At 53.7% G+C, this 17,171-nt stretch carries 23 protein-coding genes, 1 tRNA gene and 1 pseudogene; 7 read left to right on the top strand and 18 right to left on the bottom strand.

Annotated features, from left to right (window positions below; genetic code table 11):
- Nucleotides 1–166: 166 nt before the first annotated feature.
- Nucleotides 167–670, top strand: coding sequence for a hypothetical protein (locus tag AC19YQ_RS09035; RefSeq protein ID WP_500594958.1), 504 nt, complete (start codon nucleotides 167–169; stop codon nucleotides 668–670).
- 395 nt (nucleotides 671–1,065) lie between these two features.
- Here the strand turns inward: AC19YQ_RS09035 and AC19YQ_RS09040 are convergent, their stop codons facing one another.
- Nucleotides 1,066–1,401: a hypothetical protein gene (locus AC19YQ_RS09040; RefSeq protein ID WP_500594959.1), complete on the bottom strand. Its 336-nt coding sequence runs from the start codon at nucleotides 1,399–1,401 to the stop codon at nucleotides 1,066–1,068.
- A 550-nt stretch (nucleotides 1,402–1,951) separates the two neighbouring features.
- Between AC19YQ_RS09040 and AC19YQ_RS09045 the strand changes: the two genes are divergently transcribed.
- Nucleotides 1,952–2,398: a hypothetical protein gene (locus AC19YQ_RS09045; protein ID WP_500594960.1), complete on the top strand. Its 447-nt coding sequence runs from the start codon at nucleotides 1,952–1,954 to the stop codon at nucleotides 2,396–2,398.
- A gap of 148 nt (nucleotides 2,399–2,546) precedes the next feature.
- Here the strand turns inward: AC19YQ_RS09045 and AC19YQ_RS09050 are convergent, their stop codons facing one another.
- From AC19YQ_RS09050 to AC19YQ_RS09060, 3 genes are all read right to left on the bottom strand, one after another.
- On the bottom strand, nucleotides 2,547–2,807 hold the full coding sequence (locus AC19YQ_RS09050; protein WP_500594961.1) for a hypothetical protein: 261 nt from the start codon (nucleotides 2,805–2,807) through the stop codon (nucleotides 2,547–2,549).
- The gene (locus AC19YQ_RS09055; protein WP_401368282.1) at nucleotides 2,804–3,121 is read right to left on the bottom strand and encodes a hypothetical protein; all 318 of its coding nucleotides are present in this window, start codon (nucleotides 3,119–3,121) and stop codon (nucleotides 2,804–2,806) included. The genes AC19YQ_RS09050 and AC19YQ_RS09055 overlap by 4 nt, the downstream gene beginning before the upstream one ends.
- Nucleotides 3,122–3,306: 185 nt before the next feature.
- A complete protein-coding gene (locus AC19YQ_RS09060) occupies nucleotides 3,307–3,537 on the bottom strand; it encodes a hypothetical protein (protein ID WP_500594962.1) in 231 nt (76 codons plus the stop codon).
- Between the two features lie 109 nt (nucleotides 3,538–3,646).
- Between AC19YQ_RS09060 and AC19YQ_RS09065 the strand changes: the two genes are divergently transcribed.
- Together AC19YQ_RS09065 and AC19YQ_RS09070 are read left to right on the top strand one after the other, a co-directional pair.
- On the top strand, nucleotides 3,647–3,919 hold the full coding sequence (locus AC19YQ_RS09065; protein WP_500594963.1) for a helix-turn-helix transcriptional regulator: 273 nt from the start codon (nucleotides 3,647–3,649) through the stop codon (nucleotides 3,917–3,919).
- A gap of 71 nt (nucleotides 3,920–3,990) precedes the next feature.
- Nucleotides 3,991–4,872 (top strand): annotated as a pseudogene (locus AC19YQ_RS09070) (tyrosine-type recombinase/integrase); the annotation flags it as partial.
- A 69-nt stretch (nucleotides 4,873–4,941) separates the two neighbouring features.
- Here the strand turns inward: AC19YQ_RS09070 and AC19YQ_RS09075 are convergent.
- From AC19YQ_RS09075 to thrS, 9 genes are all read right to left on the bottom strand, one after another.
- Nucleotides 4,942–5,018, bottom strand: a tRNA-Pro gene (locus AC19YQ_RS09075).
- Between the two features lie 79 nt (nucleotides 5,019–5,097).
- On the bottom strand, nucleotides 5,098–5,454 hold the full coding sequence (locus AC19YQ_RS09080) for a MerR family transcriptional regulator (protein ID WP_019829202.1): 357 nt from the start codon (nucleotides 5,452–5,454) through the stop codon (nucleotides 5,098–5,100).
- Nucleotides 5,435–5,737, bottom strand: a complete 303-nt coding sequence (ihfA, locus tag AC19YQ_RS09085; RefSeq protein WP_002553164.1) for an integration host factor subunit alpha — start codon at nucleotides 5,735–5,737, stop codon at nucleotides 5,435–5,437. The genes AC19YQ_RS09080 and ihfA overlap by 20 nt, the downstream gene beginning before the upstream one ends.
- A 3-nt stretch (nucleotides 5,738–5,740) precedes the next feature.
- A complete protein-coding gene (pheT, locus tag AC19YQ_RS09090) occupies nucleotides 5,741–8,119 on the bottom strand; it encodes a phenylalanine--tRNA ligase subunit beta (protein ID WP_500594964.1) in 2,379 nt (792 codons plus the stop codon).
- 26 nt (nucleotides 8,120–8,145) lie between these two features.
- Entirely contained in the window at nucleotides 8,146–9,162 is a 1,017-nt protein-coding gene (gene pheS / locus AC19YQ_RS09095) for a phenylalanine--tRNA ligase subunit alpha (RefSeq protein ID WP_019829200.1), read from the bottom strand.
- A gap of 109 nt (nucleotides 9,163–9,271) precedes the next feature.
- Nucleotides 9,272–9,628, bottom strand: coding sequence for a 50S ribosomal protein L20 (gene rplT / locus AC19YQ_RS09100; protein ID WP_003442184.1), 357 nt, complete (start codon nucleotides 9,626–9,628; stop codon nucleotides 9,272–9,274).
- Between the two features lie 28 nt (nucleotides 9,629–9,656).
- The gene (gene rpmI, locus AC19YQ_RS09105; RefSeq protein ID WP_003442181.1) at nucleotides 9,657–9,851 is read right to left on the bottom strand and encodes a 50S ribosomal protein L35; all 195 of its coding nucleotides are present in this window, start codon (nucleotides 9,849–9,851) and stop codon (nucleotides 9,657–9,659) included.
- Nucleotides 9,852–9,910: 59 nt separating this feature from the next.
- A complete protein-coding gene (gene infC, locus AC19YQ_RS09110) occupies nucleotides 9,911–10,462 on the bottom strand; it encodes a translation initiation factor IF-3 (RefSeq protein ID WP_171970586.1) in 552 nt (183 codons plus the stop codon).
- Nucleotides 10,462–12,384, bottom strand: a complete 1,923-nt coding sequence (gene thrS / locus AC19YQ_RS09115) for a threonine--tRNA ligase (protein ID WP_133076154.1) — start codon at nucleotides 12,382–12,384, stop codon at nucleotides 10,462–10,464. The genes infC and thrS overlap by 1 nt, the downstream gene beginning before the upstream one ends.
- Nucleotides 12,385–12,748: 364 nt before the next feature.
- Here thrS and AC19YQ_RS09120 point away from each other — a divergent pair, with 364 nt between their 5' ends.
- Together AC19YQ_RS09120 and AC19YQ_RS09125 are read left to right on the top strand one after the other, a co-directional pair.
- Complete coding sequence (locus tag AC19YQ_RS09120; RefSeq protein ID WP_500594965.1) at nucleotides 12,749–13,051, top strand: hypothetical protein; 303 nt, start codon at nucleotides 12,749–12,751, stop codon at nucleotides 13,049–13,051.
- Between the two features lie 293 nt (nucleotides 13,052–13,344).
- A complete protein-coding gene (locus tag AC19YQ_RS09125) occupies nucleotides 13,345–13,557 on the top strand; it encodes a cold-shock protein (RefSeq protein ID WP_003179963.1) in 213 nt (70 codons plus the stop codon).
- 73 nt (nucleotides 13,558–13,630) lie between these two features.
- Here AC19YQ_RS09125 and AC19YQ_RS09130 read toward each other — a convergent pair whose 3' ends face one another.
- Nucleotides 13,631–13,939 carry an I78 family peptidase inhibitor gene (locus tag AC19YQ_RS09130; RefSeq protein ID WP_133076152.1) on the bottom strand — a complete coding sequence of 103 codons (309 nt, stop codon included), beginning with the start codon at nucleotides 13,937–13,939 and terminating at the stop codon, nucleotides 13,631–13,633.
- A 161-nt stretch (nucleotides 13,940–14,100) separates the two neighbouring features.
- The gene (locus AC19YQ_RS09135; protein ID WP_133076151.1) at nucleotides 14,101–14,406 is read right to left on the bottom strand and encodes a hypothetical protein; all 306 of its coding nucleotides are present in this window, start codon (nucleotides 14,404–14,406) and stop codon (nucleotides 14,101–14,103) included.
- Between the two features lie 165 nt (nucleotides 14,407–14,571).
- On the opposite strand from AC19YQ_RS09135, the gene AC19YQ_RS09140 reads away from it, so the two are divergent.
- Nucleotides 14,572–14,772, top strand: a complete 201-nt coding sequence (locus tag AC19YQ_RS09140; protein WP_019829192.1) for a hypothetical protein — start codon at nucleotides 14,572–14,574, stop codon at nucleotides 14,770–14,772.
- 17 nt (nucleotides 14,773–14,789) lie between these two features.
- On the opposite strand, the gene AC19YQ_RS09145 is transcribed toward AC19YQ_RS09140, so the two are convergent.
- Genes AC19YQ_RS09145 through rbsK form a run of 3 tightly spaced genes read right to left on the bottom strand, consistent with a single transcriptional unit; the run spans nucleotide 14,790 to nucleotide 17,163 of the window.
- Complete coding sequence (locus AC19YQ_RS09145; RefSeq protein ID WP_339475227.1) at nucleotides 14,790–15,818, bottom strand: nucleoside hydrolase; 1,029 nt, start codon at nucleotides 15,816–15,818, stop codon at nucleotides 14,790–14,792.
- 23 nt (nucleotides 15,819–15,841) lie between these two features.
- Nucleotides 15,842–16,246, bottom strand: a complete 405-nt coding sequence (gene rbsD, locus AC19YQ_RS09150; protein ID WP_133076149.1) for a D-ribose pyranase — start codon at nucleotides 16,244–16,246, stop codon at nucleotides 15,842–15,844.
- Nucleotides 16,243–17,163 (bottom strand): ribokinase, encoded by a 921-nt coding sequence (gene rbsK, locus AC19YQ_RS09155; protein ID WP_133076148.1) that lies wholly within the window; start codon nucleotides 17,161–17,163, stop codon nucleotides 16,243–16,245. The genes rbsD and rbsK overlap by 4 nt, the downstream gene beginning before the upstream one ends.
- Nucleotides 17,164–17,171: the final 8 nt, after the last annotated feature.

Below are 17,171 nucleotides of genomic sequence, written 5' to 3' on the forward strand. Positions count from 1 at the left end.
AGCGCTTCGATTTCAAATGCCCGATCGAAGTCATGGGAGAGGTGATGCAGGAAGCCTTGGCTATGCGGCATGATGCTCCGGCTTCAATTCAATAACCGTGTTGCACTCAGCTCCTGCAACCGCCCTGGTATAATACTGGCTTTGCAAAAAAATGGAGTAATTGCACATGTCATTTTCGCTATCCCGAATTTTCATCGCCCCAATCCTTTGTATGGCTACCGCTAATATTTTCGCTAACCCTTTACAGGTTGCCAGCACCCTCAACAAGGGTAACGACGTCTGGGAGTTCTATAAGGCAGCTGTTGCAAATCCGGTGCAAATAACTTTTCTGTCAAATGATATAGAAAGTATGTTTCGAGATAGCTCTACACGCTACCAAGAGCTAAATAATAAATTTGCAGAGAGTGTTAACTGGTTCAAAAATGGCACTATGGGTGCGGACTATATAACTCTTCAGTCAGAAAAGTCGCCAGATTACGAATACGGATACTATTCAATTACTTTAAAAAAATTAGATTTCAAGCAGTGCCAAATACTCGCAAACTATCCGCCCTTCAAGGGTAGGTTTGAGCATGTCGAGATTAATGACGCTAAAGAGGGTGGCGCAGCAGCATGTAAATCTAAGTGGTTTACCTCGGATAATAATTCTATAAAGTTTGTCAGCTATTGAATTAGTTCCGCTGCGGCTGGACGATATTCGATGATTCTAATATTCAGGGCTTCCTTTTAAAGGCAGTTGTCCTCTTGTTTGAATGAAACGGGAGCCAGCCCCTGCACTAATGCCGCTTCTGACCAAAGAGGCCTTCCCTAAAGGGGCCAAATTCGATCACCCCTTTAGCAACGGGCAGCAACCTGTCAAACGTAGCGCCTACGGAGCCAGGTGGGGTCAAGAATAGCTCATGTTTCTAAGGTTAAACTGTCACTGCTTCTGGCCGATAGTAGCCTGTTGAGAAGGACTGCTTCCGGCCAAAAATAGCTTTTAGATCACCACTGTCAGACACCATATTCCCAATCGCCAGAAACAGAAAGGCCCGGCGAGCCGGGCTTTCTTAAAATTAGAGTTGCTTATTCAGCAGTTTTCAGCTTGATCACATCGCCGGAGACGGTAGTGGTGTAGCCGTTCAGGACCCAGGCCCAGAACCACTTTTCCTGCACTTGAGTATTGATCAGCGCATCGCCACCCTTGCTCTGGATTGCAGAGGTTTGCGCGCGAACAAAACGGTTGTTCTGACCAATCGGAATAAGACCGAAAAGCATCAGGCCCGTAGCGCTTGCCTCACTGTGGCCAACGACGGTGTACTGGTTGCTGTCGTATTGATGACTCTTCATAGCAGTGCCGGTGCAACCCGCAAGGACCAAACCACATACAGCAGAAGCAAGGATTTTACTAAAGATCTTCACGGTGTTACTCCATGGAATAGAGCCCGAATCCAATTATCGGGCGGCGACACTGTACCCGAAGGGGGCGTACTTTCGACACCTATGACCCACCCTTTTGTTATCGCTGACATTCATCTATCGAAATAATCCAATGCACAATACGAGCTAACGATTCATTGCCGCGCCTAGTAGCGTTCATTCAAAAGGGGTAAGTCAGGGCACAGGTAAAGATCTGGCGGGTAATCGGAGTTTTCGAAGAAATTAATTCTGCAATACGTTTTTGCCTTTAATCCTTCTCTTTGTAAGTTGCCTCAGACAGCCGTTACCCTAGGTGTAGCCCGCTGTCGTTGGCAAGCAGTACCCTACCCCACAAATCGCGCGCTGCATTGATCGCACGGATCTCCGGTACTCTACCGCTGATTATTGGTAATACAAACACTCAAAGGATGAACTCATGAACAGGACGCTCTGTGTCGCATTGAGCCTTACGATTTTTGCTTCATCATTAACCGCGTGCTCCACACCTTCGAACAAGGCGTAAATCAGCGGACCGCTCGTCTATGGCTATACCTTGTATAAGCCGCTCTCCAGCGAAGAACTCAACGCGCTCACCAAAACTGGCTACGAGACATTCCAGGGAGCCAGGGTATTTCAACGCGATGATGGGTATGGCGGTGAAATCAACGTTTACCTGGATAGCCTAAATCGCCCCAGCGTGATCAACAAGGATAGCCACGTATTCACCAGCGAGGACGAATGTGAATCCGACCTCAAGGCGCAGATGAAGAACCTGCAACAAGACATCGACAGCTTTAACAGCACAATCGACCAGTTGGTAAGAGAAGGTGACAAAGCGAGAGGACGCTATGTCAGCGTCAGTCAACAACCATGCCGCGTTCGCCATGGTGAGCAGGCCGAGCACTATCGTTATGTCCTGAGTGTTTCCAAGCGTGAGAAGCCTGCCTCCTCGACATCAGAGTTGGGAAAAAAAATCGACGAGGTTTATACGGGAGCCTGAGTATACAGTCAGCTATGGGGCGAAAACAGACAATCACGAACTTACATCGAGGACAGTAAAAGCAATTCGATATCAGCACCGAATCGAATGGATGAATCATGACATCGCACCCGATGCTGCATGGCGCCTGCGTGAGTCCCACCCCCAATCACAGCAGCAACGCTGTTACCCGTGCTTGGGCAGCATCATCCAAGATCAGGTACAAGCTTTCAATCTCCCCCACTTTAAGCACCTTGAGCACTTCCAGCGCCTCGACAAAACCTTGCGCCCGCTCGCTGGCCAGATGCACCTGCAGGGTGTCGGCGGCGTGTTCGATGGCAGTTATTCGGCTGCGCAGTGTGGCCAGCACCTCTGGCGGCGTACTGATCGAGGCGAACAGATAGCTTTCGTTAGCGTAATGGCCGCTCATTGTGGCACCACGCCAGACGGACCGCCGAGCGCAGCCGCGTCACACGCATAAGCTGCTGCTTGTTTCAAGGGCAACCCCCCCATGCTGGCCACCGCGCTTAACCAGTCCCATAGCCGTGTTACGCAGCGGATGTGTTGTTGAGCTACTTCTTGCATTAAATCCAGCAACTGGGCCTCAAGAATGTCAGACGTAATGCTCAACAGTTCAGGTTTTAAGTCTAGGGAAATCCGCTCGGCCAGTTCGGCAGTCTCGGGGGATAGTGCGCGCAGGTCGCGCAAGCGGCGCTCATAAGATGGCGAGAGAGGTAACGGCATGGCGGGTATTCCTGTTCAGAGTCAGTGGCCCACAGTGCGTAAAACCACAGAGGTGGGGTATGGCGTACCAGTGTAGGAGGGGTGTGGTTTCCGTGCCCACAAAAAAAGGCCCCCACGCTCGGCTTGAGTGTGTGGGCCTTTTTGACATAAGCGGCGTTATTCGCAGTCGCGTGATGCGTCACGCCTCAGGATTTCGCCCACTGCAAAGCCAGCAGCTCGTAATCCAGCAAGTGGCCGCGCTCGACCAGCAACTCGTCAGCAGCTAGCCGGCACTGCGCCTTCAATTCATCCACGCTAATTCCATGCTGTTCGGCCACGCCGTGGGCGACCTTGGCCCCGCCACCGTCGCGGATCTTCAGGAACAGCAGGTGATGCAGCGGTACGGTCTGCTCTTGGTTCAATGGGCTCGTCGACATAATCAAGCCGCCACTTCGGCGGAACCCTTGAAGCGCTCCGGGTACAAGATGTGAATTTCGGTTATTTCGTGATCGAAAACCCGGCACAAGTTTTCGGCCAAGGATGTTGATGCGCGTTGAGCGCCCCGCTCAATCCTGGAAAGGTTTCCGGTATCGACTGTCTCGCCGACCTGGGCAACCCACCGAACTAATTGCACTGCCCGAGGTGTTCAAGATCTCCGGTTTCAAGACCGCCAACATTTACAACATGTTGAACAAAATCTCCTTGCCTAAAAAGGTCCACCTCGGCAGTCGCTCTGTGCGCTGGATCAAGGCCGAGGTGTTGCAGTGGGTCAACGAACAACTGGCAGCGCGCATTGAGCCGCCGCGGGCAAAGGGGTGACCTATGGCAAACGCAGCAGTCAGAGCCGATCAATGCCCGCCGCGCATTCTCCGCGCCGGTAAAGCCCCTGCCTAACCCACGTCGATGACGGGACACTGGCGCAGTACATCAAGGACAGGCAAACGCCGGGGCTGACAAAGACCGGCAAGGTTAAACCCGGCGTATCAAACAGGACGGTCAACATTGCCCTGCAACGAGTCGTCAGGGTGCTGAACTTGTGTGCAAGGAAATGGCGGGACGCTGAGAAAAGGCCCTGGCTTGAGTCAGTGCCGATGATCAGCATGCTGGACGAGAAGACAGACAGCCGAAAGCCCTACCCTCTGTCTTGGGAAGAGCAATCAGTGTTGTTTGCTGAGCTGCCGGCTCACTTGCAGCACATGGCCATGTTCAAGGTGAACACGGGGTGTCGCGAGCAAGAGGTCTGCAAGCTGCGTTGGGATTGGGAGATTTGCGTGCCCGAGTTGGATACCAGTGTTTTTCTGATTCCAGCAGGCTTTGGCGGGCGACGGGAAACCTCAGGCGTGAAAAACGGCGAGGATCGTCTTGTCGTTCTGAACGGGGTGGCCAAGTCAGTCATCGAGAAGCAACGCGGCCTGAGTAAGGAATGGGTTTTCCCTTATGACGGTACCGGGATGCATCGGATGAACGATTCGGCCTGGAAGAAAGCGCGGGTACGCGCAGCGAAGATATGGCAGGAGAAATACCTGCGCCCTGCTTTGCCCGGTTTCGCATCGATCCGGGTTCACGACCTGAAGCACACCTTTGGCAGAAGGCTACGTGCAGCAGGCGTGACATTGGAAGATCGAAAGGCATTGCTTGGGCATAAGAACGGAAGCATTACGAGCCACTATTCTACCGCAGAGCTTGGGCAACTGATCGAAGCGGCAAACAAAGCATCGTCAACTGATTCGCGGGGGCCTGCGTTGACGATCTTGAGGAGGAAAACCGGGTGATCCCCCGCAAAAGTCCCTGAGCATGAAAAAGCCCAACTCGCGAAAGTTGGGCTAAGTCATTGAATAATATGGTCGGGACGGAGTGATTCGAACACTCGACCCCTAGCACCCCATGCTAGTGCGCTACCGGACTGCGCTACGCCCCGACTAGGCGTTACAACTTGCTAGAACGTCGAGAAATATACCTTAAGCTTTTGAAATACGAAAGTATTTTAAACGCTGTAGTTACTTTCTAAGGACCAGCAAAACATCTTCCAACTCAGAAATGGTTTGGCGAATTAATTGCTTGTACTGGGTGGTGTCATCTTTGGCTTCATCCCCAGAGAGTCGCAAGCGCGCTCCTCCAATGGTGAACCCTTGATCGTAAAGCAGTGCACGAATTTGCCGGATCATCAGCACATCCTGACGCTGATAATACCGGCGATTTCCGCGACGCTTCACAGGGTTGAGTTGAGGAAACTCTTGCTCCCAATAGCGCAGCACGTGCGGTTTTACCGCACAGAGCTCGCTGACTTCGCCAATGGCGAAGTAGCGTTTGCCTGGGATCGGCGGGAGCTCGTCGTTATGACTTGGTTCCAGCATAAGCCTCTACTCGGGCCTTCAACTTCTGCCCTGGACGAAAAGTGACTACACGGCGAGCCGTGATCGGGATTTCTTCTCCCGTTTTCGGATTGCGGCCTGGCCGCTGTCGCTTGTCACGCAGATCAAAATTGCCAAAACCTGACAATTTGACTTGCTCGTTGTCTTCAAGAGCGTGCCTGATTTCTTCGAAAAACAATTCCACCAATTCTTTGGCTTCTCGTTTATTCAGGCCTAACTCTTCATAAAGACGTTCCGCCATTTCAGCTTTCGTCAGAGCCCCCATACGTCACTTCCTTAACGTGGCGTTCAACCTTTTTTCAAGCGAGGTGAGAATATTTTGCGTCGTGGCGTTCACCTCATCGTCATTAAGAGTGCGCGATGGATGCTGCCAGGTCAAGCCAACTGCAAGGCTTTTTCTATGCGGATCAATACCTTTACCCTGGTAAACGTCAAATAACCTTAGCTCCGTGAGCCACTCGCCTGCATTTTCACGAATTACATCCAGTACAGCACTGGCTGCAACGTCACGATCGGCCAACAACGCCAAGTCACGACGCACTTCAGGAAAGCGCGATAACTCATGGAATTTAGGCATTTTACCTAGCGCCACTTCAGCCAAAACCAGCTCGAAGACAAACACTGGTCGATCAAGGCCCAGGTTTTTTGACAGCTCCGGATGAATGGCACCGACATAGCCGACTTCTCGACCATCACGTTCAATACGAGCGGTCTGGCCTGGGTGTAGTGCAGGATGCTTTCCTGGCACGAAACTGAATGAATCCAGTGCACCAGCAAAACCCAAAACAGCCTCTACATCCGCTTTGACGTCAAAGAAGTCAACGACTTCGCGCCCTTGCGCCCAACCCTCAGGAAGACGACTGCCGCAAACCACACCTGCGAGCATCGGCTCTTGCTTAAGACCTTCAAGCTGACCTACAAAACGTAAACCACTTTCGAACAGGCGAACGCGATCTTGCTGACGGTTCAGGTTGTGCTGCAATGACTTGACCAAGCCTGGCCACAACGAGGCGCGCATAGCTGCCATGTCGTTTGAGATCGGGTTTGCCAGCAACAGTGGCTCAACACCCGGGCTGAACAGTTCGAACTGTTTCGGGTCGATGAAACTGTAAGTGATCGCTTCCTGATAACCACGCGCTACCAGCAGGCGACGCAGCTCAGGGAGGTCGCTTCGTGCTTCAGCCTTGGCTTGCGGTGCCAGTCGGGCCTGCGGATAACGAACCGGCAGGCGGTTGTAGCCGTACAGGCGGGCCAGCTCTTCGATCAGATCAACTTCCAGGCTGATATCGAAGCGATGACTAGGCACTTCTACGCGCCACTGCCCTTCACCTTCCGCGGTAACGGTCAGGCCCAAGGCGCTGAGCAGTTGCTCAACTTCCGCCAAGTCCATTTCCATGCCCAACATCTGGCTGATACGAGCCGCACGCAAAGTGATCGGCGCAATCGATGGCAGATACTGCTCATTCACGGTTTCGATGATCGGGCCGGCTTCGCCGCCAGTGATTTCCAGCAGCAGGCCAGTGGCGCGCTCCATCGCTTCACGGGCCAGCTTCCAGTCAACGCCACGCTCGTAGCGGTGCGAAGCGTCAGTGTGCAAACCGTATGAGCGGGCCTTGCCAGCGACAGCAATCTGATCAAAGAAAGCACTTTCAAGGAAGACATCGCGGGTTTTGGCTGTTACACCGCTGTGTTCGCCACCCATTACACCTGCAATCGCCAAGGCACGAGCATGGTCTGCAATCACCAGTGTGTCGCTACGCAGGGAAACTTCCTGGCCGTCGAGCAAAACCAGCTTCTCGCCCTCTTCAGCCATGCGCACACGAATGCCGCCATTGATTTCGGCAAGGTCAAACGCATGCAACGGTTGGCCCAGTTCCAGCATCACATAATTGGTGACGTCGACAGCCGCATCGATGCTGCGCACATCGGCGCGACGCAAACGCTCAACCATCCACAGCGGCGTTGGCCGGGACAGGTCAACGTTGCGGATTACACGCCCCAGGTAACGCGGGCAGGCAGCAGGAGCCAGAACCTCGACAGAACGGACTTCGTCATGTGCAGCCGGTACAACAGCCACAACAGGGCGAGTCACTGGTGCCGCGTACAAAGCGCCGACTTCACGAGCAAGACCTGCAAGCGAGAGGCAGTCACCTCGGTTAGGGGTCAGGTCCACTTCAATACTGGCGTCTTCGAGGCTCAGGTAAACCCGAATATCTTCACCCACTGGAGCATCTGCAGGCAGCTCCATCAGGCCGTCGTTGCCTTCACCCACCTGCAGCTCTGCTTGCGAGCACAACATGCCGTTTGACTCGACACCACGCAGTTTGGCTTTCTTGATTTTGAAATCGCCTGGCAGCTGGGCGCCGATCATGGCGAACGGAATCTTCAGGCCTGGACGCACGTTAGGCGCGCCACAAACCACCTGAAAAGTCTCAGAACCATTGCTGACCTGGCAAACACGCAGCTTGTCGGCATCGGGGTGCTGCTCAGTGCTCAGCACCTCGCCCACGACCACACCACTGAATACACCGGCGGCCGGCGAAACGCTGTCGACCTCAAGACCGGCCATCGACAGACGAGCAACCAGCTCGTCGCGACCTACCTGCGGGTTTACCCAACCACGCAGCCATTGTTCACTGAATTTCATCCTGCTCTCCTAAGAATTCGTTACGACTAGCGAAATTGCGCGAGGAACCGCAAGTCGTTGTCGAAGAACAGACGCAAGTCATTCACGCCGTAACGCAGCATCGCCAGACGCTCAACGCCCATACCGAAGGCAAAGCCCGAAAACTCTTCCGGATCGATTCCGGACATGCGCAGCACGTTCGGGTGAACCATGCCGCAGCCCATGACTTCCAGCCAGCCCGTCTGCTTGCAGACACGGCAGCCTTTGCCGCTGCACATCACGCATTCCATATCCACTTCAGCCGAAGGCTCTGTGAACGGGAAGTACGACGGACGGAAGCGCACGGCCAGTTCTTTTTCGAAGAACACCCGCAAGAACTCTTCGATGGTCCCTTTCAGGTCCGCGAAGTTGATATCGCGATCTACCAGCAGACCTTCAACCTGGTGAAACATCGGCGAGTGGGTGATATCGGAGTCGCTACGATACACACGGCCCGGGCAGACGATGCGGATCGGCGGCTGCTGCGATTCCATGGTGCGGACCTGTACCGGCGAGGTATGGGTGCGCAACAACATGTTTGCATTGAAATAGAAGGTGTCATGCATCGACCGGGCCGGGTGATGGCCTGGGATGTTGAGCGCTTCAAAGTTGTGATAGTCGTCTTCGACCTCAGGGCCTTCGGCAATGCCGTAGCCAATATGGGTGAAGAACTGCTCGATACGTTCCAGAGTCCGGGTAACCGGATGCAGACCGCCTGAGGTCTGGCCACGGCCAGGCAGGGTCACGTCAATGGACTCGGCAGACAGTTTGGCGGCTAGATCAGCCTCTTCAAACAGTGCCTTGCGCGCATTGAGAACCTCTGTCACACGTTCCTTGGCAACGTTGATCAGAGCACCCACCTGCGGACGCTCTTCTGCCGGCAGATTGCCCAGGGTCTTCATCACCTGAGTCAATTCACCCTTTTTGCCAAGGTATTGAACCCGGATTTGCTCCAGGGCATTGATATCTTCAGCGCTTTGCACAGCCTCTAGTGCTTGAGAGACCAGCGCATCCAGGTTTTCCATGTACAGACTCCAGATACAAAATAGGGGAAGAGCTTGAAGGCTCTTCCCCTATTTAAGACGTTTAGCACCTGGGCTCACACAGGCAAGCCCAGGTGAATGTCGGGGATACTTAAGCCAAGGTGGCTTTAGCTTTCTCGACAATCGCAGCAAACGCCGCTTTTTCGTTCACTGCCAGATCAGACAGAACCTTACGGTCGATCTCAATGGAAGCTTTTTTCAGGCCGGCGATGAAACGGCTGTAAGACAGACCGTTGATACGTGCACCAGCGTTGATACGAGCGATCCACAGAGCGCGGAACTGACGTTTTTTCTGACGACGGTCACGGTAGGCGTATTGGCCTGCCTTGATTACCGCTTGCTTGGCAACACGGAATACGCGTGAGCGTGCGCCGTAGTAGCCTTTAGCCAGTTTCAGAATTTTTTTGTGACGTTTACGGGCGACAACGCCACGCTTTACACGAGCCATGAGTTACTTCCTCTATTCTTGACCGAAATTAGCAAAGGCGCAGCATGCGCTTCACTTTTGCCACGTCAGACGGATGCAGCAAGCTGCTACCGCGCAATTGACGCTTACGCTTAGTCGACATTTTGGTCAGGATGTGGCTCTTGAAAGCGTGCTTGTGCTTGATGCCGTTAGCAGTTTTCAGAAACCGCTTAGCAGCACCACTCTTAGTTTTCATCTTTGGCATGTTCGGTACTCCGCATTCAGTTGATAAACATAATCAAAAGGCCTGCCGTGCCCTAGTGATTACTTCTTCTTTTTCGGGGCGATGACCATAATCAGTTGGCGTCCTTCCATCTTAGGATGCTGTTCGACGGTCCCGTATTCAAGCAGGTCACCTTCAACCCGCTTCAACAGTTCCATACCCAGCTCCTGGTGGGCCATCTCACGGCCGCGGAATCGTAAAGATACCTTGGCCCTGTCCCCATCACTCAGGAAACGTACCAGGTTGCGCAGTTTTACCTGGTAATCCCCTTCCTCCGTCCCTGGACGAAACTTGATTTCTTTAACCTGGATCTGTTTCTGGTTTTTCTTTGCAGCGGCAACCTGTTTCTTCTTTTCGAAGATAGATTTGCCGTAGTCCATCAGCTTGCAAACTGGGGGTACTGCATCAGCGGAAATTTCCACCAAATCCAGTTTGGCCTCTTCAGCTTTAAGAAGCGCGTCTTCAATTGACACAATCCCAAGCTGCTCGCCTTCAGCCCCAATTAACCGAACCTCGCGTGCCGAGATATTCTCGTTGATCGGGGCTTTCGGTGCAGCTCGTTTATCTTGTCTCATTTCACGCTTAATAATAATTACTCCGAATCATGGCGACCACGCCGGGAAACCGCTTGTGCGAGGAATTCAGCGAATTGCGCGACGGGCATCGAGCCCAGGTCAGCACCTTCACGTGTACGCACAGCGACAGTCTGCATCTCGACTTCCCGATCTCCGATAACCAAGAGATAAGGAACCTTGAGCAAAGTATGCTCGCGGATTTTAAAGCCGATCTTTTCATTTCTCAAGTCAGACTTGGCACGAAATCCGCTCTGATTGAGAGTTTTTTCAACTTCAGCAGCAAAATCTGCCTGTTTATCAGTGATATTCATGATCACTGCCTGAGTCGGCGCTAGCCACGCAGGGAACGCACCTTCGTAATGCTCAATCAGAATTCCGATGAAGCGTTCGAACGATCCGAGGATCGCACGGTGCAGCATAACGGGTTGCTTGCGACTGTTGTCTTCAGACACATATTCTGCGCCAAGACGGATCGGCAGGTTGAAATCGAGCTGCAGGGTACCACATTGCCAGACACGTCCCAGACAATCTTTCAGAGAAAATTCAATCTTGGGCCCGTAAAAGGCACCCTCGCCCGGCTGCAAATCATAAGCCAGGCCAGCGCTATCAAGGGCTGAAGCCAATGCGCTTTCAGCACGATCCCACAGCTCATCAGAACCAACGCGCTTTTCAGGACGCGTCGACAGCTTGAGTTCAATGTCCTTGAACCCGAAGTCTGCATAGACATCCAGCGTCAGCTTGATAAAGGCAGCAGACTCGGCCTGCATCTGTTCTTCGGTGCAGAAAATATGCGCATCGTCCTGCGTAAAGCCTCGAACACGCATGATGCCGTGCAAGGCACCCGACGGCTCATTACGATGGCAAGCGCCAAATTCTGCCAGACGCAGTGGCAGCTCGCGGTAGCTTTTCAGGCCCTGATTGAACACTTGCACGTGGCAAGGGCAGTTCATCGGCTTGATCGCGTAATCGCGGCTTTCCGACTGAGTCGTAAACATGTTGTCGGCGTAGTTGGCCCAGTGCCCGGACTTTTCCCACAAGCTGCGATCTACTACCTGGGGAGTCTTGATCTCCAGATAACCGTTTTCGCGCTGCACTTTGCGCATGTACTGCTCAAGCACCTGATAAAGCGTCCAGCCATTAGGGTGCCAGAACACCATGCCCGGAGCTTCTTCCTGGGTGTGGAACAGACCAAGACGCTTGCCGATTTTACGGTGATCGCGCTTTTCAGCTTCTTCAATGCGCAGGACGTATGCCGCCAGCTGCTTCTTGTCAGCCCAGGCAGTGCCGTAGATACGTTGCAGCTGCTCGTTTTTCGCATCGCCACGCCAGTAGGCGCCCGACAGCTTGGTCAGCTTGAACGACTTCAGGAAGCGAGTGTTCGGGACGTGAGGCCCGCGGCACATGTCGACGTACTCTTCGTGAAAGTACAGACCCATGGCCTGTTCGTTCGGCATGTCTTCGATCAAGCGCAGCTTGTAGTCTTCACCACGAGCGGCAAACATCTCGATCACTTCGGCACGCGGAGTCACTTTTTTGATGACGTCGTAATCTTTTTCGATCAGCTGCTGCATGCGCTTTTCGATTGCAGCCATGTCATCCGGAGTAAACGGACGCTCATAAGCGATATCGTAATAAAAACCTTCGTCGATAACCGGACCGATCACCATTTTGGCCGTCGGAAACAGTTGCTTGACTGCATGGCCAACCAAGTGGGCGCAAGAGTGGCGAATAATCTCCAGCCCCTCTTCATCCTTGGGCGTGATGATTTGCAGGGTGGCGTCGTTTTCAATCAGATCGCAGGCATCCACCAGCTTGCCGTTGACCTTGCCGGCCACGGTAGCTTTAGCCAGGCCAGCGCCAATCGAAGCGGCGACCTCGGCAACTGATACAGGATGATCGAAAGAGCGTTGACTGCCGTCGGGAAGAGTAATAGTTGGCATGGCGCCTCCTCTCCTAGTGGTGACCCCTACCAAAGGTCACGTGGGTTGGGATGAGCCAGTACGCGATTCGGTGGTATGCCTGCCTCACAGTGGCAGGAGCCTTGCGGCCAACCTAAAACCGAACCAGAGTGACTGGAGTTCAAATCAATAAGGTTAATGGCATTGCCCTGCAACTCTGAGAGCATGCAAACACACAAAATAGCCAAGGGCGGCATGCTAGCACAGATGCACGCGCCCTGTTATACGCACTGCCCCGCATCCAAAATAAAGGGAGGTTTTTTACAGATGGGTGAACTTGAGCTGCACTAACCTCTCAGATACTCAGTGATACACACTCGGTTTTAATGCTTACAAGGAGCATCTTATGCGCATGATCAGCTTACTCGCCTTCGCAGCACCTTTGGCAATGCTGTTACCCCTGAGCGCCCAGGCCGACAACTGGCCAGCCGGCGCAAAAAAAGACTACATGAAGGACTGCGTAGCGGCGGCAAGCCAAAGCGTCGACGTAAAGACAGCCCAACAGCATTGCGCGTGCGGAGCGGACAAGTTGTCCGAGAAGTTTTCGACTGCCGAAATCCAGCAACTGATGAGCAAGACAACCCAGCCGAGCGCAGAGCTTAGAACCAAAGCTCTGGATGCAATACAGGCCTGTCGAGCCACTAAATAGCCCTCACTCCCATGACAAATCGGGACCTGATTGAGGGCAAAACAGGCCTAAAAACCTGTTTTGCGTAAAAAACATGCATTCGCGCGTGCTTTTTTTTTAAGTGTTTTCAACCCTCAACCCCCCGTAAAACGGGGGTTTCGAGAGTTTTGAACAGTAAAAGAAAGCGAACATTGCAGCAATCTGCAGCTCAGGGGGGCTCCCAAAGCGCACATTTCGACTATGATACCTCGGTGTGCCCAGTTGGCCTGAGCAGCACAGTACTACTGAAAATATAAGTTTCTTGGAGATACACCATGTCTAATCGCCAAACCGGCACCGTAAAATGGTTCAACGATGAAAAAGGCTTCGGCTTCATCACTCCTCAAGGTGGCGGTGACGACCTGTTCGTACACTTCAAAGCTATCGAAAGCGACGGTTTCAAAAGCCTGAAAGAAGGCCAAACCGTTTCCTTCGTGGCTGAGAAAGGCCAAAAGGGTATGCAAGCTGCACAGGTTCGTCCGGAGTAAATCTCCCTCGAACAAAAAAACCCCGTCCATGTGACGGGGTTTTTTATGCCTGAAACAAAGCCAGCCGTGCTGCTTAGCCGCAGTTCACGCGGGTAATGACTGCATTGTCGTCAGTATTAAGATTCAAGCGGTCCGAGCGATACTCGAGCGTCATGATGTCGTGCGGTGACAAGAGGCGTGCATTCTGCGCACCCGCCTTGACACGAGCCTGCTCCAGGAGCTGCGCCGACGCTTTTTGGCCAATCACAAATGCTGCAGCTTTAGCATCGCAACGACTATGCCCAGCCTCAGTGACGGGGTCCTTATCCGAATTCGACGTGCTGCACCCTGACAGCGCTACGACCGCCAACAACGAACCCAATGACACTAGCTTCCAAGACATGAAGCCTCCTTAAAATAAATAGTCCGAACCCTTGCGACAGCTATATCGCAATTAGGTTTCATGGTGCCTGATAGCATCTTCTGATTGCTCAACGCGCGAACAAGTGTGCCCGAGCAGGCATTTAACGCGCACACCCAATCATTGCCAAATATGTGTAGGAATCAGTACACATCAATGTAGTCAAATGGCGGGTTAGGCCAATTGTCTTTAAGGGCATTGGAGATCTGCATCACCCAGACCTCATCACTTGCCGCAACTTTCCCGACATAGCCTGAACCTGCCGCCCAGGTCTCCAGCCTGAAAAGCAGGCCGTCGATGTCTACACCGCCCACCACCCCGGATGAAATGTAGGCAATACCCGCCTTGGTCACGCGCAACTGGGTATGTGCATCGTCACTGGCCGAAGCCAGTAACTGACGTACAGCTGCAAGGGTTAAACCTTCAGGGTCGTTAAGATCAATTTGCATGGCCTGCACCACTCTTGAAAAGTGCAAGTGTGGCATGCAGCATGGATCTCATGGGAAAGTTGAGGCACCAAAATATCAGTCACACGATTTACGGTGGTCTCGTGATAGCTTCGGGACGACTTTTTGCTAAAATCTCTTTTCCACGCCCCTTATCATGAGCCCCCAATGACAACAGTCAGCATCGATGCAGATATCAAGGCCAAATGGCATCAAGGGCAATGTTCCTACAGCCCTGGCAGCCCTGAAGAGCTGGCCATCATCGGCATCGACCTTTTAGTCAAGGAGCTTGGGACAGAGGCTGCCCGAGCTTTTGTCAGCCAGGTTTTCGAAAAGTACAAACCGACTGAACTGTCGAAACTGACCTGACTCTGCGCCCCGTCAAATCACTTCAACCGGCCCAGGCGCGTCGTCAGCAAATCGAAAAAGCCTTGCGCGTCGCCGTTCTCGACCCAAAAGGCGTTTTTGGGTTGGTTCAAGGTGTTGTACCAGTCAGCAATTGTCTGGCCAAAGGTGGGGCCTTCACGGGTATCCACGACCAGATTGACCTCACGCCCGGAAAACAGCCCCGGATTCAGCAGGTAGGCAATAACACTGGCATCGTGGACAGGCCCACCCGGCAATCCGTAGTGCGCCATATCCCCTTTGACATATTCATTCAGAATATCGCCGACCAGTTTTCCAGCCGTATTGCCCAACGCTGCGATCTGCTTGAGACGGGCCTCGCTGGTCAGGATCTTGTGCGTCACATCAAGTGGCACATAGGTCAGTTTCACACCGCTCTTCAACACCACCTCTGCAGCATGGGGATCGGCATAAAGATTGAACTCGGCGACCGGAGTAATGTTACCCCCGTTGAAGTGAGCGCCGCCCATGACCACGACTTCCTTGATTCCCTGAGTAATGTCAGGCGCCTGGATCAAGGCCAGCGCCAGGTTTGTCTGTGGGCCGAGCATGGCGATGGTCACGCTGCCAGGCTTGGCAGCACGCAGTGTCTCGATCAGGTAGTTAACCGCATTGGCTGGCTCAAGCCCTTTTGCAGGCTCATGGACAGGCACACCTGTCACACCTTCCTGACCGTGAATGTTCTCGGCATAAATCGGGGAACGCACCAAAGGCTTGGGCGCCCCGGCATAAACAGGCACGTCCTCACGCCCTGCCCACTCCCGAGCCAGACGGGCATTACGCGAAGTCTTGTCCAGCCGCACATTACCCGCCACGGTTGTGATTGCCCGCACATTCAGCTGCTCGGGCGAAGCCAGGGCCAACAACAGCGCAACAACATCGTCAGCACCGGGGTCGGTATCGATAATCAAATCAATCGTGTCTGCGGCTTGAACACTTGAGATCGTGATGGCGGACAAGAAAAGGACACTCCTTAGCAATGGCTGAACAATCTGTTTAAAGCGCGACATGACCAACTCCCTGTAAAAATCATTCAAAAGGTTACGCCTGAGACCAGGGCAATATTGCTATACGGACGACACTCTCCAGTACGAACGATCACTTTTGCCTGCAAGCACAGCTCCTTGAAAGCGCTGTGAGTAAGCGTAAGCCTCGAACCCAACTCGCCCGCACTGGCAAGCGCCTCGATGCACATGAGAGCCGGACAAGGTGCGAGCAGTAGCTCACTGGCCAACACATGGCTTTGCACCTGCATCTCACTGAGCAGGGTACGCAAGGTACTGGCGACATCCGGGATGCCCTGGGTCAGAGCCAGATCAATCAGCTCTACCCCCTTGGGCACCGGCAATCCGGCATCTGCAATGACCACGATGTCGCCATGCCCAAGCGAAGCAACAAGCCGCGACAGGGCAATATTAAGCAGAGGTGTTTTTTTCATGGTGTGGCAAAGCCCTGGACATCACGCAATGAGGGAATGGAAGGCTGAGCGCCCGCACGGGTTACCGACAAGGCTGCAGCGACTTGAGCAAAGCGAATGGCGTCGTCTTGATCCATGCCCGCCGCCAACCCGGCAGAAAATGCCCCGACAAATGTATCGCCTGCCGCCGTGGCATCCACCGCTTCAACCTTGGGCGCAGCAAAGTGCGCAACACGCTGCGCACTGACAAACAGGGCGCCCTTGGCCCCCAGGGTCACAATCACCTTGCGCGCCCCAAACTCGACCAACCGGCGAGCAGCCAGTTCCGCCGATTCAAGTGAGTCGACGGTCACGCCACTCAGCGCCCAGGCTTCACTTTCATTGGGAATCAGATAATCGATGGCGCCGTACCAGTGTTTGGGCAACGGGCCACTCGCAGGCGCGGGATTAAGAATCACGATTTTATCCAGTTCTCGCCCACGACCAAGGACGCAGCCGACAGTCTCCATCGGCACTTCAAGCTGACAAACAAGTACTTTCGCGCCTTGCAGCACCTGATCACACGCCTTGATATCTTCAGGTTCAAGACAGCCATTGGCTCCCGCCACGACCACAATCGTGTTCTGGCTGTCGGCATCGACCGTTATCAGCGCCACACCGCTTGCAGTACCGGGCACGGTGCGTACGGCCAGGCAATCAATCCGGTCAGCCAGCAGCCCTTCGCGCAACTGCACGCCATAGGCGTCACCGCCGAGACACCCGACCATGGCCACGCGAGCCCCCAGGCGCGAAGCGGCCACCGCCTGGTTCGCGCCCTTGCCTCCGTGCACGGTGCCAAAAGACTGCCCGAAAACCGTTTCTCCCGGGCGAGGCAGTCTCTCGGTACGCGTGACCAGATCCATGTTCAGACTGCCAACCACCACTACATTTGCTTGCATGTATCGGC

It is taken from the genome of Pseudomonas sp. MF06569 (genome assembly GCF_059862735.1).

What these genes read in the sequence shown, in the direction of transcription:
- AC19YQ_RS09035 (WP_500594958.1), top strand. Translation starts at nt 167, where the DNA reads ATGTCATTTTCGCTATCCCGAATTTTCATCGCCCCAATCCTTTGTATG.
- AC19YQ_RS09050 (WP_500594961.1), bottom strand. Translation starts at nt 2,807, where the DNA reads ATGAGCGGCCATTACGCTAACGAAAGCTATCTGTTCGCCTCGATCAGT.
- AC19YQ_RS09055 (WP_401368282.1), bottom strand. Translation starts at nt 3,121, where the DNA reads ATGCCGTTACCTCTCTCGCCATCTTATGAGCGCCGCTTGCGCGACCTG.
- AC19YQ_RS09060 (WP_500594962.1), bottom strand. Translation starts at nt 3,537, where the DNA reads ATGTCGACGAGCCCATTGAACCAAGAGCAGACCGTACCGCTGCATCAC.
- AC19YQ_RS09065 (WP_500594963.1), top strand. Translation starts at nt 3,647, where the DNA reads ATGCGCGTTGAGCGCCCCGCTCAATCCTGGAAAGGTTTCCGGTATCGA.
- AC19YQ_RS09080 (WP_019829202.1), bottom strand. Translation starts at nt 5,454, where the DNA reads ATGCTGGAACCAAGTCATAACGACGAGCTCCCGCCGATCCCAGGCAAA.
- ihfA (WP_002553164.1), bottom strand. Translation starts at nt 5,737, where the DNA reads ATGGGGGCTCTGACGAAAGCTGAAATGGCGGAACGTCTTTATGAAGAG.
- pheT (WP_500594964.1), bottom strand. Translation starts at nt 8,119, where the DNA reads ATGAAATTCAGTGAACAATGGCTGCGTGGTTGGGTAAACCCGCAGGTA.
- pheS (WP_019829200.1), bottom strand. Translation starts at nt 9,162, where the DNA reads ATGGAAAACCTGGATGCGCTGGTCTCTCAAGCACTAGAGGCTGTGCAA.
- rplT (WP_003442184.1), bottom strand. Translation starts at nt 9,628, where the DNA reads ATGGCTCGTGTAAAGCGTGGCGTTGTCGCCCGTAAACGTCACAAAAAA.
- rpmI (WP_003442181.1), bottom strand. Translation starts at nt 9,851, where the DNA reads ATGCCAAAGATGAAAACTAAGAGTGGTGCTGCTAAGCGGTTTCTGAAA.
- thrS (WP_133076154.1), bottom strand. Translation starts at nt 12,384, where the DNA reads ATGCCAACTATTACTCTTCCCGACGGCAGTCAACGCTCTTTCGATCAT.
- AC19YQ_RS09120 (WP_500594965.1), top strand. Translation starts at nt 12,749, where the DNA reads ATGCGCATGATCAGCTTACTCGCCTTCGCAGCACCTTTGGCAATGCTG.
- AC19YQ_RS09125 (WP_003179963.1), top strand. Translation starts at nt 13,345, where the DNA reads ATGTCTAATCGCCAAACCGGCACCGTAAAATGGTTCAACGATGAAAAA.
- AC19YQ_RS09130 (WP_133076152.1), bottom strand. Translation starts at nt 13,939, where the DNA reads ATGTCTTGGAAGCTAGTGTCATTGGGTTCGTTGTTGGCGGTCGTAGCG.
- AC19YQ_RS09135 (WP_133076151.1), bottom strand. Translation starts at nt 14,406, where the DNA reads ATGCAAATTGATCTTAACGACCCTGAAGGTTTAACCCTTGCAGCTGTA.
- AC19YQ_RS09140 (WP_019829192.1), top strand. Translation starts at nt 14,572, where the DNA reads ATGACAACAGTCAGCATCGATGCAGATATCAAGGCCAAATGGCATCAA.
- AC19YQ_RS09145 (WP_339475227.1), bottom strand. Translation starts at nt 15,818, where the DNA reads ATGTCGCGCTTTAAACAGATTGTTCAGCCATTGCTAAGGAGTGTCCTT.
- rbsD (WP_133076149.1), bottom strand. Translation starts at nt 16,246, where the DNA reads ATGAAAAAAACACCTCTGCTTAATATTGCCCTGTCGCGGCTTGTTGCT.
- rbsK (WP_133076148.1), bottom strand. Translation starts at nt 17,163, where the DNA reads ATGCAAGCAAATGTAGTGGTGGTTGGCAGTCTGAACATGGATCTGGTC.